We start from the raw sequence: 12,929 nt of genomic DNA, 5'->3' as shown, positions 1-12,929 counted from the left end.
GCAATTGCGTCCTGCGACCTCATGGCGGTGGCTAGCCCTGGGGCTGGCTCTTTATCTTCAGATCAGACGACAGCAGGTGATCGGCATCGTGGAACCTGGTCGATATAAGCGAAATCAGCCGATGCACTTGGCGCCCGGGTGCGTGCAACCGCCCGGGCACAACGCGTAAATGTGCCAACCAACGTGGCGCCTCTCTGTTGTTCGGCTAGTTTGCATCCCGCGTCGCGTTGTCACAACGATGCCGGTTATTCGATAAATTCGCGGAGAGCGGGATCACGGCGCGGTCCCATGAGAACACCCTTACCCCATGGCGTCAGAAGCACAGTGCAGCGGTCGCTATGCACTGGCCGTGCCTTCAAACCAGGATCCATATAAGAATCGGAGATGGTCACCCGCGCCGCACGAATGCCATTGTGCGGAACTAGCGCCGTTGCAACCCTCACGCAGCCGTCGTTTGAAAGATGCGGGCGCATTTCAATTAGAGCACCTCTCATCAAGTTGTCGTCAACGACGTTGAGGATCTCATCCCGGCTGGAATCGCAGGCACGCAATTCAACACGCATCCCGGCTGCTACGCGAGCGTGGCAATCGAGATAACCTGGCCGCCCCGCAAGAACAATCTGCGGCAAGAAACGAGGTCCTTGGTAGTCCAGCATTTTATCTTGACGCGAACTGCCCGTGCTCTAGCTACGAGTTTGGCGCTCCGACTCGAAACATGCCCGACCGAGACCGTAGAGCTCGAACGGTCAATTAGGCGATCAGTACGCCGGCGGCGAAATTACCCAGACCACGACTGCTTCCGTGTCGCCATGGTTTGCCCAACGGAACGGCTCGTGTGCGATACGGAAGCTATCGCCCGCAGCCAGTTTGAACGCATTGTCCCCAATCCAGACTTCGAGCTCACCCTTTACCAGATACCCTTCTTCCTCGGTATCGCGCAATGTCGCTTCCGCGAGGACGGCGCCAGGTTCAAAGGTGCCCAGAAACATCTCAAAGGCGCCACCGATATTCGGCGACAGCAGTTCCTCAACAAGTCCGTCGGTTACCGTTCCGAGTCGACGACCGCTATCCGGATCGACGGCCTTTGACAATGCCACAAATCACTCTATTCCCCGACTCATCCTCCACCTTGATCCAGATCAAGCTCTCGGCTGCGGCTATCGCTGTTATTCGACGATATCTGAACAGGGCACTTCATGCCTCGCATTGTCGTTCGCCCCCATAGGTTCCGATCGCGCAGACAGGACCGCCGACGTAATGCAGCTCTCTACCGGAATCAATGCAAGCGGCTGTCCCGTAGCCTTGATGCACGTCAATTTACCATCGCAAACGAACCGTATGCTCGATCCATAGCGACACGAATCACGTGCTAGAGGAAATACGTTGAGGAACACCGCACTCCTTGGTCTCTTGATGCGGCCGGGCGAGCTACTCATTCCCGGCCCAGTCTGTCTTCGTCCACGCCTTCGCAAGAGGAGAACGTCTGCCGGGCTGGATGGACACACGTAGTCTTTAAGTGCGCAGATCTCGTTGTCCGCGCGTCTGCCCCAATCCGGTAAAGGCTCGATCGACCATGAACTGCCCCAACGCAGTGGACATCCCCTCCTGCGAGCCGCCTGTCACAGCTATCGATGCGAGAAGCGTTCGAACCTTGCCGGAAATGTTCGAGGCGGCATGCACGCGTTACGCTGGACGCCCCGCATTCAGCTCGTTCAGGCACACTCTCGAATACCGGGACATCGCCCATTATGTACACCGCTTTTCCGCCTTCCTGGTCAACGAACTGAAGCTCGAGTCCCTCGATCGCGTGGCACTCATCCTGCCGAACGGCCTACCCTATGTCGTGGCCTTCTATGGCGTGCTCGACGCTGGGCTCGTTGTCGTCAACGTCAACCCGCTGGCCACAGCCCGTGAGATTCAAATCCAGCTCGACACGGCGGCGGTTTCAGCGATCGTCGTATTAGAGAATTTTGCCTGCAAACTGGACGAAATCCTTGATGCGAAGCTCGCGAAAGCGGTCATATCCGTCGCGGCGGGCGATCTGCTACCGCTGCACACGCGCACCGCGATCGACTTTCTGCAGCGCGTTGTACGTCACTCGATTCCACCGACTAAAAGGCAATACCGGACATTCAGAGCCACTCTTTCGCGCCGTGACTCGAACGAGCGACATCTCCCCCCGGCCGGCCTCGACGATGTTGCACTGCTGCAATACACCGGAGGAACGACGGGCACGCCGAAGTGCGCAATGCTCACGCACCGCAACCTCAGTTCGAACGTTGCGCAGATTTGCGCATGGCTTGGTGAGTCGTTCTGTTCCGCGCATCAGATCATTCTCACGCCGCTACCGCTCTTTCATATATTCGCGTTGACCGCCAGCCTGCTGACGTTTGTCGAAATCGGCGCGCACAATGTTCTCATAACCGATCCGCACGATCTCGCCGGGCTCATAAGAACGCTGCGCCGCACGCGGCCCACCGCCCTGTTAGGTGTAAATACGCTCTTCAATGCCCTTCTCGCCGCACCACGTTTCAAGACGGTGGACTGGTCTCGCCTCACCCTCGTGATCGGCGGCGGCTCACCGATTCAGGCTGGCGTCGCAGCTCGATGGCAGACAGCAACGGGAGTACCGCTCATCGAAGGGTATGGGCTGACCGAAGCATCGCCGGTCGTCTGTGCCAATCCGATCAATGCGAAGCACTTCTCGGGATCAGTGGGTTATCCGTTGCCTTTAACCGAACTCAGCATCCGCGATGACGCCAATGCGCCGGTCGACGCGGGTGTGATCGGGGAAGTGTGGGTCCGAGGTCCTCAGGTCATGCGCGGCTACTGGATGAACCCCGCGGAGACCGACGAGGTCATCTCGACTGATGGCTGGCTTCGCACGGGGGACGTTGGGTACCTCACACCCGCCCACACGCTCGTGCTGGTCGATCGCAAGAAAGACGTGGTGATCGTGTCCGGTTTCAAGGTCTATCCCTCGGAAGTCGAGGCCGTGGTGTCCGCGCTTCCGGGCGTCAGCGCCGCAGCGGTAGTCGGAGTGCCGGACGAACGGACCGGACAGGCCGTGAAGCTGTTCGTCGTCCCAACCTCGAAGGATATGACTGCCGAAATCGTCCTGCAGCACTGCCGGGCCAATTTGAGCGCCTACAAGATCCCCCGGTTCATCGAGTTCCGCGGCACCCTGCCTCTGAACCAGCTCGGCAAGGTACTCCGACGCGCGCTGACTTGAAGGACCTGAAGTGTTCTTCTCGCTCTCGCGCCCCTGCTGGCATCCCGACACTGAAGCGGTCAAGTGATATGAGTGATGACCTCACACGCCGTTCATCGGTCCACGCGCAGCAGTTGCTCGAGATAGTCGGCGCTTTCGCCGCGGAGATGAGTCCAGCGGGACACAAGCCACGGGACGTCACGTTGAGGAGCCAGTTCGAACGAGATCTTGGCCTGGACAGTCTTGCGCGTGCAGAACTGCTGACCCGCATCGAGGACACGCTCGACGTGCATTTTCCGCTTGCATCATTCGGGCAGGCGACGACGCCCGCCGATTTACTGCGTGCACTCGAAGGAGAAGTATCCGGGCGATCCGAGGGCGCTATCGGCACGGTCGAGCTTCCAGCGCCGGGCGATGCGCTGGACCTGCCGATTGACGCACAAACCTTGGTCGACGCACTGCAGTGGCACGTGTCCCGACGACCCGAGCACACTCACATCGTGTTTCTCGACGAAGTCGCGTCGTCACATACGATGACGTATGCGGGGCTGTACGAGGCCGCCCTGCGGGTATCGCGCGGGCTGCGCCGGCTCGGCGTCAATCCCGGAGATACCGTCGCACTGATGCTGCCCACAGGCAGCGACTATTTCGCGTGCTTTGCGGGCATCATGCTGATCGGCGCAATCGTCGTGCCGGTGTATCCGCCAGTGCAGTCGGCGCGGATCGACGATCACTTGAGGCGCCACGCGGCCATTCTCTCGGATGCGCGTGCGCGCGTGATGATCGTGCCCTCCCATGCGCTCGGAGCAAGCCTTCTGGCCAAGGCCCGGATTCCGGTGTTACGTGAGATCGTCGCAATGCATCAACTCATGGGCGAATCGGACAATGAACGGTACGTCTCGCTCCCGGAAGACGTCGCGTTGCTTCAGTACACTTCCGGCAGTACTGGCGCGCCAAAAGGCGTGGTGCTCACCCACGCCAACCTGCTCGCCAATATCCGGGCAATGGGACAGACTGCCAGGATCGAGGCACACGACGTCTTCGCAAGCTGGCTCCCCCTGTACCACGACATGGGCTTGATCGGAGCATGGTTCGGTACGCTCTACTTTGGCATCCCGCTGATTCTGATGTCCCCGCTGACGTTCCTCGCACGCCCAGCGCGCTGGTTGCAGGCGATCGGCCGTTACCATGCCACCATTACGGCAGCGCCCAACTTCGCCTACGAGCGATGCACGCGCCGGATCGACGACGCCGACCTCGAAGGCGTCGATCTGTCTTCGCTGCGCCTCGCATTCTGCGGCGCGGAACCCGTCAGCGCGTCAACCATGCGAGCATTCGCGTCACGCTTCGCCGGCCATGGTTTCAGGGAGAACGCACTGAACCCCGTCTACGGTCTGGCGGAAAACACGCTTGGACTGACGTTTTCGGAGCCCGGCCGAGGGGTACGGACAGACAATATCAGTCGTGGCCGGCTGGCGGACTCGCAGCGTGCAGCACAAGCGGAGTCGCCCGATGACGTACTCGAACTGGTTTCATGCGGACACGCGTTACCCGGCAACCAGATCCGTATCGTTGACGCCGGGGGCAATGAGGTATCCGAAAGAACGATTGGCAGAATTGAATTCCGAAGTCCGTCCGCGACCGGTGGGTATTTTCAGAACCCGGCGCTGACCGCGCGGTTGATTCATGACGGCTGGCTCGATACCGGCGATCTAGGATACATGAACGACGAAGATCTGTTCATCACGGGCCGCGTGAAGGATCTGGTGATTCGGGCTGGCCGTCACTTCTTCCCGTATGAACTGGAAGCCGCGGTCGGGCATCTGCCTCACGTGCGCAACGGTTGTGTCGCAGTGTGTGGAACGCCTGACGTCGAGACGGGCACCGACCGCCTGATCGTGATTGCGGAGACTCGCGAAACCGCACCCGAGGAACTCGCGGCAATACGCACTGGCATTAACGAAGCCTCCGTGGCCCTGCTGGGCGCTCCGCCAGAAGAAGTCGCTCTGGTCCCGCCGCATAGCATTCTTAAGACGTCGAGTGGCAAGATTCGCCACGCGGCCACACTGGATTTGTACCTGCGCAATCGCGGCAATCTCCTGCCGCGCCCCGCGTGGCTTCAGTGGCTCGACATCGGCGTGAACACCGTATGGCCGATTGCCCGACGAATTCGGGCCGCCGCCACGCACGCCGCCTACGGCGCATGGTGCTGGTTGATCGTAATTCTGATTGCCATACCGACAACGTTGATGATCCTGTGTCATCCGGACACCGGGCGAAACTGGACGATTGCATCGCGCGCAGCACGCCTCGCCCTGAAGCTCGCAGGTATTCGCATGACGGTACGCGGAGTCGATCTCATCGACAGAGCGCGGCCGGCCATCTTCGTTGCGAATCACGCGAGCTATCTTGACGGCCTGGTGCTGCTGGCGGCCATCCCCATGCCGATCGGCATGGTCGCGAAACGTGAGCTGGCCGACGGATGGCTGATGGGTCCCCTCCTTCGTGCAATCGGCACGCGCTTCGTCGAGCGCGTCGACTATCAGCGCATGACCGAGGACGAGCGCGAACTGGTGAAGCACGCGACGTCTGGAACCTCGCTGCTGCTCTTTCCAGAAGGAACATTCGTCAGATCCGCGGGGCTGCGGCAGTTTCGTCTCGGCGCCTTCGTGGTGGCCTGTGCATCGCACTGCCCGGTCGTGCCGGTCGCAATCGCAGGCGCCCGTGTTGTGCTTCCGGATGGACAGTGGTTGCCAACGCGAGCCGACGTGACGGTCACCGTGCTCCCCGCTCTGCAGCCATCAGGAGAAGACATGAAAGCGGCTGCGGTCCTACGCGACGCCGCACGCGACGCAATAGCTGGTCATTGCGGGGAACGGGCGCTCAGTGAGATTTCCCCGCTGGACGTCCCCACTCGTCACGCCACCATTTGAGCCAGCGGTATTCCAGAACTAACGATCCGCAACACCATGTCTTGCGACGGAGACTTCGACACGGGCATTGTCCATAAGCGTACTTGGTGGATAAAGAACGACCACCGCTTGATCCGATAGCCCATTGAGAAGCTCCGCCTCTTCCGCGTTTCGCGGCCCATTTTCCACTTGCCGAAGCCTGGCTCGACCGTGTTCGATCGCGAACACCGTCCACTTCCCTTCTGTCCGGAATAGCGCGCTGACCGGCAACTTCAATGTGTCGGCTCGCTCCCATATGACGATTCTTCCTTCCACACGATAGCCGTCTGTCAACGATTCCGGTCTTCGGCTCAGGTCCGCAACGATATTCACGCGCTGTTCTTCTACCCCCCAAGGCCGAAATCTTCGTGAAAGCGCCCGGTTCAACTGTGCGGACGGTAGCCTCGATCGCGCCTGCTCCACCCCAGTTCTGCACCAAGGTTCTGGTGCAAATAAGGGCCGGCGAATGGGTTAGAGTTGTCGGAACAAAACGAACTGATGCCCCGCGATGAGCAAGCTGAAGAGTCTGGAGGGGTTGTTCGGTGGACGCCATTTTGATCGGGAGATCATCGTTCTGTGTGTTCGCTGGTACCTGCGCTACAAGTTCAGCCTGCGCGATCTGGTCGAGATGATGGCCGAGCGGGGTTTGTCGCTGGCTCACACCACGATCATGCGCTGGGTGAGGCGTTATACGCCCGAGTTCGTCAAACGCTGGAACCGCTTCGCAATCCCTGCGGGTCGCTCATGGCGCGTCGATGAGACCTACCTGAAGATTCGAGGCAGGTGGGTCTACCTGTACCGGGCGGTCGATCGGGCTGGCCAGACGGTGGACTTCATGCTCAGGGCGAGGCGCGACGTGGACGCCGCCAAAGCCTTTTTCAGCAAGGCGATCAGGCGTCAGGGCCAATCGCCAGAGACCATCACGCTCGATGGCTGATATGACTCCCCGTGTCAACAAGAGATCGTTTTTTCGCTTTCGCTAAAGACATGTTGTTCGAGTTTCCTGAGGGCGACGTAGCAGTAAGTCTCGACGGTGAATCACGCTGATATCCGCGGGTTGGGTACCGCATTCCAGTGGTCCGTCCAATGAGCCTGCCGCTATCTATGACCGCAAGTCCGATGAGATCGATTGCTTAACCATCTCGCGGGTTGTGCCGGGCTACGCCGCCTTCAGGAAACTCGTGTTCCCCTCCGTCGTTATTGGTTGCTCACGTGCGTGTCATGCTGTTGACACCTCGCGTGGCATGGCCAGCGACATCGCGAGCTGGCTGATGTCCCAGATGAACCCCGCCAGTTCGCGGGCGATCGCGACCACGGCGATGTTCTTCTCCTTGCCCCTTGCGACGAGCCTCCGGTAGCGCTGGCACAGGCGCACTTGCGCGTCCCAGGCCCGATCGACAATGGGCTTCGGGATGCCCTCGTGCCGGCGCTGGATCTCGCGGCTCACACGGGCCGGGTGCTGGTAGCTCCAGGCCGCTTCGACGAGCAGCTTTCGCGCATAGCTGTTGCCGTTCTTCGTGATGCTGCCCAGCCGGCGCTTCCCGCCCGACGAGTGTTCGGAGGGCGTCACCCCCAGCCAGGCCATCAGCTGGCGTGGGTGCACGAAGCGTGAGAGATCTCCCAGTTCGGCGATCATGGCCACGGCAGTGGTGAACTGTACGCCGCGCATTGCCTGAAGGCCCAGGACGACCGGATAGAAGCGCCAGTTGCCGACCGCCTCACGCAGCGCGAATTCCAGCCGGTCACATTGCGCGAGCCGGTTCTCGATCGCGCGCCGCTGTTCCTCGAACACCAATTGCTGCCACGCACTCTCGAAAGCATGTGTGCTCAGCCAGCGCCGGTGCGCCGGGCCCCAGTCAGCGCAGCCGGTATAGCGCACGCCATGCGAGAGGAGAAAGGCCTTCAGCCGTTGTCGGGCACGCTTGAGATCGTCCTTGGCGCTGACCCACGCGCGGGCCAGATCGCGGAAGGCTTCGTCCTCCACGCCGGGCACATATACCGCCGAGAGATCCCTGGCGCGTAGCGCGCGCACGAGCTTGATCGCATCGCGGCGGTCGGTCTTGACACGCTCACCGGGCTTTTTGGGAATCAGCGACGGCGCGCACACCATGCAGTCGAATCCCTTCTGCAGGAGCTGACGGTAAAGTCCGTAGCCGCACGGACCCGCCTCATAGACGATGGAGATACGTCGCGCCTTCGATTGCAGGCGCCTGCACAGGCGATCGATATCCGCCTTCGTCGTCCCGATCTTGCCTAACAGTTCGACGTCGCCCATTCCGATCGCGTAAGCGACCGTGATCGACTCCTTGTGCACATCCAGTCCGGCGTATACCGTGCTATCGTTTTCCATGCTGGCCTCCGCCTCGGAAACCGCCGGGTGTGGCCCTGTCCACACCATGCGGCTCTGGCAGTCATGCTAGCCCGTGTTTGATTCCTTCGCGGCAGGCCAGCCTCTCCGCCCCACGGGGAGTCATATTGACTATGCTATGCTGCCTCGCACCGCGCGGTGCGCGAAATGAAGACCGATGGTCTGTTGCCTGAAGACACGAAGGTCCGCTCCTCAAAATATCTGAACAACCTGATCGAGCAGGACCATCGCCACATCAAATCCAGAACGAACGTGATGCTTGGATTCAAGCGATTCAGGAGCGCCGCGACCACGATTTCAGGCATCGAGTTGACGCATCGCATTCGCAAGGGGCAGTTCGATCTCGCGAAGCTCGATCTCAAGGATGCCGCTGCGCCCGCCGTATGGACTGCGGTCGTGTCCGATAGATAAGGTATCCTGCCAATATGGCTTTTCTCAACCCGCTTACCTATTTGCACCAGAACCGGCGAATCAACTCGACGCAACCGCACTCAGGAGCGCGTCTTTGTCCTCGAAATGACGATAAGCCGCATTTGCTGACACCCCGACGTTTCGGGCCGCCTCGCGTAAGGAGAACGCCTCAACCCCATATGCCTGGCCGATGTGCGGCGTGCCGTATCTGCTGTGGCGTCCGGTCGACTGCGGTCGTCCAATGTCTGGGCAACGCGAAAATGCAGCCGGATTGGGTCGAAGGATGAGAGAAATACCTGTGTGCGCTTCGGAACTCATTGGCCAGACCGTCAATTCTCACTCGCCAGCAGTCAAGAATCACCCCGTGTACCTCTTACGCTAAACTCTTCCTCGACAAAGGCGACGAACTGCCTTGCCTCACTCCAGCCCGTCGCGAAAAATCGTTACCCAATCACAATCGCAGTATCATCGAAAGATTGATCCCTGGCCTGAAGAAGAAAGCAAGCCCAGCATGAAAACCAGCCTGAAGGCATTGGCCAGTTCTCTAGGCCTCTCAAAGACAACGGTAAGCCGCGCGCTCAATGGTTATGACGATGTTAGCGAAGCCACCCGTGCACGGGTCGTCGCAGCCGCCCGGGCGATGAGCTATCAAGCGGATGCAACGGCCCGAAAGCTCGCAACGGGACGTGCCAACGCAGTCGGTATCGTCTACCCGTTCTCCGCTGGAGATCTCGGCGACCCGCGCTTTTGCGAAGTGATCGCCGGCATTACAGAGGGACTGGGCGACCTGGACCTCGTCATCGTGTCTGCCCGCGCTAACGCTGAACTCGAGACTTACCGCAGGCTTGTCGACAACCGTCAGGTCGATGGCTTCATAATCGCACGGACGCTTGTTGAGGATTCGCGCATCGCGTTTTTGCATGAACGTGACTTCCCGTTTGTCGCCTACGGACGCACGAGCACGGAGCGTCCTTACTTCTGGTTTGACTTTGACAATGAAGCTGGCGCCTACGCTGCTACGCAACGACTCATTGATTTCGGTCATCGGCGTATTGCCCTCGTAGGCGCGCCGCTATCACTGACCTTTGCGTCCCAACGCCGCGCAGGCTATCTCGCCGCTTTGCGCAAGGCGGGAATCAAGCCGTTGCGCGCGCTCATGAAGGAAAATGCTTTCGAGCGCAATAGCGGCTATGAGGCTGTGCGCACGTTGCTATCGAGCGCCAATCCGCCCACCGCCATTCTGGTTGACAACAATCTCGCCGGTGTGGGCGCGTTGCGTGCGCTGTTGGATAGTGGGCACAAACCAGGCAAAGATGTCTCCTTGATTGTCTACGATGGGGTGCCCGCCGATATCGCCGCTCCATTCACTGTCACATCAGTTACGCAGCCTACCGGCCAAGAATCGGGCCATGCCCTCGCCGAACTAATCGCCGCCGCGATCGATGGGCAGAAACCGCCAGCGCATCGGCTGTGTTCGCCACACCTGGAACCTGGTGACACGGACGGTCCCTTGGGGGGCTAATCTGTACATTCACATCCGCAACGCCATACAACGCAAGACCGGGCGGCAATGTCGCCTCGGCGCGTGCCTCTTGTACACAGAAGCGTATCTCCAGCAATGTCCCGCAAACATGGCGAAGTGGTTCTAGCGCTCAACGAACTTAAGCATATAGTGCCGCCAACGCGGGCTCGTCGCATGGGCGAGCGGCAACCTATGGCCGGCCAATGGCTCAACACGATAACGTTGGTCAAGTTTGCAGAGCCAATCCCAGCGGGCACAAAGAAGTCTTCCAGCCGCTCTGACTGGTTCGCAGCGAGTTCTCTGTCCTCGGTCGGACCCTCACGGAGTGGATAACCTGTCCTCTCCTGGAAATGCTGACTATCCAGCACGTGGAGTATCAGCGTCACTTTCTGCGCGCACTGGGATCCGCTTGACATCGCATATCGCCTCCAATCTCACGGCCAGCGAACGAATCAGAGGATAGTCCCAGACAATCAACGGGTCGGCTGCATAACGGCGACTTAATCAAAGCCCAGAAAGCAATGCGCGACACACCAGGTCCCGCGCAAAACAGGCCTTAGTGCGAGTGCGAAAGATCGGTCACGACAATATCTCTAAACGTAGCGTCGCCGCCTTCGGCAAAGAGGCTCAGCCGGTTGTCCGTAGGCGCAGGGAAGATGGCGTCCGTGACGACATACCGACCATGATCGACGAATACTTCAACCGACGCACGATCGACCATGATATGCAGGTACAACCTGCCGTCATGCAGAGGCAAGTTCACGATGTGCTGCGCGCTGTAGGCGCGCGAAAACGACGTGTCGCCCGAGTGCGAACGGTCAACCGTGAGCGTTTGCGCACGTGTATCGTAGATAATCCGCGTGCCCGTCTCGCCCTCCGCCGAGCCGCGAACGACCAGACCGGCACGGCTGGCGTCGCCTGGCTCGATTGTGAGTTTGATATCCTGAATAACTCCGTTCGTTGTTGCGGGTAAGGCCCTAGTCGACCATACAACATCGATGGTTCCGAGACGCGTCGCCGGGCTCTGCTCCACTAGCGATGCATACGATCGGACAGGCGCGAAAACCAGTTGCGGATGGCCGTCGACTGTCGCCAGCGAGAGTTCTCGCGGCAGCGCCATGGCCCCGCGCCACGGCGAAGTCGGCACATCGTTCGCGTAGTCCCAGTTGCTCATCCATCCGACCCCCACGGTCTTGCCGCCCGGTGCATTCGAGAAAGTCCCAGCAGCGTAATAGTCCGCGCCGTGATCGAGCCACTGGAAGCGAGCCGGGTCGGAGCCCGCCGGCGCGACGTTCACAGGTACAAAGCGCGTGCCGTCGAAATCGCCGACGAAGTACATCGCCCCCGAACCGCCAGCGATCGACCAAGGATTCACATTGACCAGCATGACCCATTTCTCGTTCGCGGGGTTACCGTCTAGTGCCAAGGGGAACAGGTCCGGCATCTCCCACAACGCGCCGCTATGCGGAATGTCCGGGAGAGTGAAGTCGCTGAGAAACGTCCAATCGATCAAGTTGTTTGAGCGGTAAAACTTTACGACATTCGCGTCAGCAACGACGGCGCACATCAACCAGTAGCCGCCGGGTGCGTACCAAAACACCTTCGGGTCGCGGAAATGGCTCGACTCCGGGTCGAGTGTGAGCACCGGATTGTGTGCATAGCGTTGCCAGGTCTCGCCTGCGTCGGTGCTCCAGGCAAGCGATTGCGCCTGCACGCCCGGCTTATGGCCGGACCCTGCCTTGTACGCCGACGTATAGAGCGCAACGAGCGGTGGCTTCGCCGCCGTGCCGAGGTCGGACGTGTTGTCGGTATCGAGCACGATGGAGCCAGAGAACACCTCCTCCGTATGGTTCGCGTCGAGCGCGACCGGCTGCTCCGTCCAATGAAGCAGGTCGCGGCTGGTTGCATGACCCCACGACATGTTGCCCCAGACATTCCCGTTCGGGTTGTACTGATAGAACAGGTGATAGATCCCCTTGTAGTAGACAAGGCCGTTTGGATCGTTCATCCAGTTGCGTTGCGGCGAGTAGTGCAGCGCGGGACGCCACTGTGGTGTGCCCTGCACCGCCCCCGCTGCGCAAAGCGGCACAGCTGTCACCACTGTGGCGACAAGAGCGCCGAAAAACCAACGCAACCACACGCGCAGAGTGCGGCCACACAATTCATCGATGTCCACGAAGGTAAGCATCAAGTTCGCTCCTTGGTAAGTGAGCACTACGCGCAGTGTGCACGCGCACCACCGTGCTACAACGAACGAAGGCAGCCACTGAAATTGACCGTGTTCCGGTCGTGGTCCGCTCTAAGCGGCCTCTTGTGTACTGAAAGTTAATCTCCCCGCCGCCCATCGCATGTTCGCGCTGTTGGTTGGCCTCTTCGAGCGCAACGGCGTGGCATCGCTTTGCTGGTTCAGGGTGGTCTCCCCGCGATTACGCAGCATGCAACATTGTTCTCGCGCGCCGCAGTGAT

8 protein-coding genes and 2 pseudogenes are annotated in these 12,929 nt (G+C 60.1%); 5 read left to right on the top strand and 5 right to left on the bottom strand.

Translation table 11 applies throughout. The annotated features are described in order from the left end of the window. Positions 1–245: 245 nt before the first annotated feature. A complete protein-coding gene (locus P5W99_RS26295; RefSeq protein WP_421027730.1) occupies positions 246–656 on the bottom strand; it encodes a hypothetical protein in 411 nt (136 codons plus the stop codon). 102 nt (positions 657–758) lie between these two features. Then, entirely contained in the window at positions 759–1,097 is a 339-nt protein-coding gene (locus tag P5W99_RS26290; protein ID WP_421027729.1) for a cupin domain-containing protein, read from the bottom strand. 476 nt (positions 1,098–1,573) lie between these two features. On the opposite strand from P5W99_RS26290, the gene P5W99_RS26285 reads away from it, so the two are divergent. From P5W99_RS26285 to P5W99_RS26275, 3 genes and pseudogenes are all read left to right on the top strand, one after another. Then, entirely contained in the window at positions 1,574–3,232 is a 1,659-nt protein-coding gene (locus P5W99_RS26285) for an AMP-binding protein (protein WP_434665087.1), read from the top strand. A gap of 68 nt (positions 3,233–3,300) precedes the next feature. Continuing rightward, positions 3,301–6,144 (top strand): AMP-binding protein, encoded by a 2,844-nt coding sequence (locus P5W99_RS26280; protein WP_421027727.1) that lies wholly within the window; start codon positions 3,301–3,303, stop codon positions 6,142–6,144. Between the two features lie 526 nt (positions 6,145–6,670). Further along, positions 6,671–7,096: pseudogene (locus P5W99_RS26275) on the top strand (IS6 family transposase); the annotation flags it as partial. 285 nt (positions 7,097–7,381) lie between these two features. On the opposite strand, the gene P5W99_RS26270 reads toward P5W99_RS26275, so the two are convergent. Beyond that, complete coding sequence (locus P5W99_RS26270; RefSeq protein WP_434665083.1) at positions 7,382–8,512, bottom strand: IS110 family transposase; 1,131 nt, start codon at positions 8,510–8,512, stop codon at positions 7,382–7,384. A gap of 198 nt (positions 8,513–8,710) precedes the next feature. Between P5W99_RS26270 and P5W99_RS26265 the strand changes: the two are divergent. After that, positions 8,711–8,941, top strand: a pseudogene (locus P5W99_RS26265) (DDE-type integrase/transposase/recombinase); the annotation flags it as partial. Between the two features lie 60 nt (positions 8,942–9,001). Here the strand turns inward: P5W99_RS26265 and P5W99_RS26260 are convergent. Beyond that, on the bottom strand, positions 9,002–9,259 hold the full coding sequence (locus tag P5W99_RS26260; RefSeq protein ID WP_421027724.1) for a TetR/AcrR family transcriptional regulator: 258 nt from the start codon (positions 9,257–9,259) through the stop codon (positions 9,002–9,004). Positions 9,260–9,452: 193 nt separating this feature from the next. Between P5W99_RS26260 and P5W99_RS26255 the strand changes: the two genes are divergently transcribed. Next, positions 9,453–10,463: a substrate-binding domain-containing protein gene (locus P5W99_RS26255; RefSeq protein ID WP_421027723.1), complete on the top strand. Its 1,011-nt coding sequence runs from the start codon at positions 9,453–9,455 to the stop codon at positions 10,461–10,463. Positions 10,464–11,019: 556 nt separating this feature from the next. Here the strand turns inward: P5W99_RS26255 and P5W99_RS26250 are convergent. Then, positions 11,020–12,651: a glycoside hydrolase family 32 protein gene (locus tag P5W99_RS26250; RefSeq protein ID WP_434665079.1), complete on the bottom strand. Its 1,632-nt coding sequence runs from the start codon at positions 12,649–12,651 to the stop codon at positions 11,020–11,022. Positions 12,652–12,929: the final 278 nt, after the last annotated feature.

Source organism: Paraburkholderia sp. A3BS-1L (assembly GCF_051125215.1).
Lineage (GTDB): Bacteria > Pseudomonadota > Gammaproteobacteria > Burkholderiales > Burkholderiaceae > Paraburkholderia.
This window is presented reverse-complemented; position numbering and strand designations above follow the sequence as displayed.

Bases quoted from the DNA above. Each gene is read 5' to 3' on its own strand.
- P5W99_RS26295 (WP_421027730.1), bottom strand. From the start codon at position 656: ATGCTGGACTACCAAGGACCTCGTTTCTTGCCGCAGATTGTTCTTGCG.
- P5W99_RS26285 (WP_434665087.1), top strand. From the start codon at position 1,574: ATGAACTGCCCCAACGCAGTGGACATCCCCTCCTGCGAGCCGCCTGTC.
- P5W99_RS26280 (WP_421027727.1), top strand. From the start codon at position 3,301: ATGAGTGATGACCTCACACGCCGTTCATCGGTCCACGCGCAGCAGTTG.
- P5W99_RS26270 (WP_434665083.1), bottom strand. From the start codon at position 8,512: ATGGAAAACGATAGCACGGTATACGCCGGACTGGATGTGCACAAGGAG.
- P5W99_RS26260 (WP_421027724.1), bottom strand. From the start codon at position 9,259: ATGAGTTCCGAAGCGCACACAGGTATTTCTCTCATCCTTCGACCCAAT.
- P5W99_RS26255 (WP_421027723.1), top strand. From the start codon at position 9,453: ATGAAAACCAGCCTGAAGGCATTGGCCAGTTCTCTAGGCCTCTCAAAG.
- P5W99_RS26250 (WP_434665079.1), bottom strand. From the start codon at position 12,651: ATGCTTACCTTCGTGGACATCGATGAATTGTGTGGCCGCACTCTGCGC.